Source organism: Mesorhizobium sp. M7A.F.Ca.AU.002.02.1.1 (genome assembly GCF_003998535.1).
Classification (GTDB): domain Bacteria; phylum Pseudomonadota; class Alphaproteobacteria; order Rhizobiales; family Rhizobiaceae; genus Mesorhizobium; species Mesorhizobium ciceri.
This window is the reverse complement of sequence record NZ_RZPB01000735.1, coordinates 1-2,061: the sequence shown is the minus strand read 5'-3', so window position 1 is coordinate 2,061 and position 2,061 is coordinate 1. Positions and strand designations below refer to the sequence as shown.

Annotated in this window: 1 protein-coding gene; it reads left to right on the top strand. The window is 63.4% G+C overall.

The features are described 5' to 3' along the window. Window positions 1-2,053, top strand: a 2,053-nt coding sequence (locus EN879_RS30330) for a valine--tRNA ligase (RefSeq protein WP_245493886.1), incomplete at its 5' end; no start/stop codon positions are given. Window positions 2,054-2,061: the final 8 nt, after the last annotated feature.

Here is a 2,061-nt window from a genome sequence, read left to right as displayed (position 1 = left end):
CTTCCGGCATCTGGTCGGCAAGAACATCGTCCTGCCGATCGTCGGCCGCAGGATTCCCGTGGTGGCGGATGAGTATTCCGATCCGGAAAAAGGTTCGGGCGCGGTCAAGATCACGCCGGCGCACGACTTCAACGATTTCGAGGTCGGCAAGCGCCACAAGCTGCCGGCGATCAATATCCTGACCACGGAGGCGGCGGTAAGTCTCAGGGACAATGAGGATTTCCTTGCCGGCCTCGAGGTGACGCCGGAGCGCCAGGCGGTCTGGGACGAACTCGACGGCCTCGATCGCTTCGTCGCGCGTAAGAAGATCGTCGAGCTGATGGAAGAGGGCGGCTTCCTCGAAAAGGTCGAGCCGCATCGCCATGCGGTGCCGCATGGCGATCGCGGAGGCGTGCCGATCGAGCCGTTCCTGACCGAGCAATGGTATGCCAATGCGGCGGAGCTGGCCAAACCGGCAATCGCTTCAGTGCGCGAAGGTCGCACGAACTTCGTGCCGAAGAACTGGGAAAAGACCTATTTCGACTGGATGGAGAACATCCAGCCCTGGTGCATCTCGCGCCAGCTCTGGTGGGGCCACCAGATTCCGGCCTGGTACGGGCCGGATGGGCGCGTCTTCGTCGAGAAGACCGAGGAAGAGGCGCTGAGCGCCGCGATCGAATTCTATCTGGCGCTGGAAGGACCGTGGAAGGCCTGGGTCGAGGACAAGCTGGAGAACTTCAAGCCGGGCGAGATCCTGACCCGCGACGAGGACGTGCTGGACACCTGGTTCTCGTCGGCGCTGTGGCCGTTCTCGACGCTGGGTTGGCCTGATGAGACTCCCGAGCTGAAGACCTACTACCAGACCGACGTGCTGGTGACAGGCTTCGATATCATCTTCTTCTGGGTCGCCCGCATGATGATGATGGGCCTGCACTTCATGGACGAGGAGCCGTTCCACACCGTCTATGTCCATGCGCTGGTGCGCGACAAGAACGGCGCCAAGATGTCGAAGTCGAAAGGCAACGTCATCGATCCGCTCGACCTGATCGACGAATACGGCGCCGATGCGCTGCGCTTCACCCTGACGGTGATGGCGGCACAAGGCCGCGACGTGAAGCTCGATCCGGCGCGCATCGCCGGCTATCGCAATTTCGGCACCAAGCTGTGGAACGCGACGCGTTTTGCCGAGATGAACGAGGTCGCGCGCAATGACGATTTCTGGCTGAACGACGCCAAGCTGGCGGTCAACCGCTGGATCCTCACCGAGCTGACGCGGGCGGCGCGCGAGATCACCGACGGCATCACCTCATACCGCTTCAACGAGGCGGCGGGCGCCGCCTACCGCTTCGTCTGGAACCTGTTCTGCGACTGGTACCTGGAACTGCTGAAGCCGGTGTTCATGGGAACCGACGAGGCGGCCAAAGCCGAAAGCCGAGCCTGCGTCGCCTTCGTGCTCGACGAGATCTACAAGCTGCTGCATCCGATGATGCCGTTCATGACCGAGGAACTGTGGGCGCAGACCGCTGGCGAAGGCAAGCAACGCCCCTCGCTGCTGTGCCATGCCACGTGGCCGTCACCGGACTTCGAAGACGCCGAGGCTGCAGCCGACATCAATTGGCTGGTCGACCTCGTCTCCGGCATCCGCTCCGTGCGTTCGGAGATGAACGTGCCGCCGGCAGCCATCGCACCGCTCGTCGTGGTCGGCGCCAACGATGTGACACGCGAGCGCCTCGTTCGCGAGGAGTCGGCGATCAAGCGGCTGGCGCGGGTCGGCGACATCTCGCTTGCCGATATCGCGCCCAAGGGTTCGGCGCAGATCGTGCTCAACGAGGCGACGATCTGCCTGCCGCTTGGCAGCCTGATCGACCTCGCCGCCGAGGCTGCACGGTTGCAGAAGGAACTGGCCAAGGTGACCGAGGAGATCGCGCGCCTGCACAAGAAACTGTCGAACGAGAGGTTCGTGGCCAGCGCGCCGGCCGAGATCGTCGATGCCGAGCGTGAAAAGCTCGCCGAATACCGCGATGCACAGGACAAGCTGTCGATCGCGCTGGCCAGGGTTCGCGACGCCGGCTGAGGGTAGAT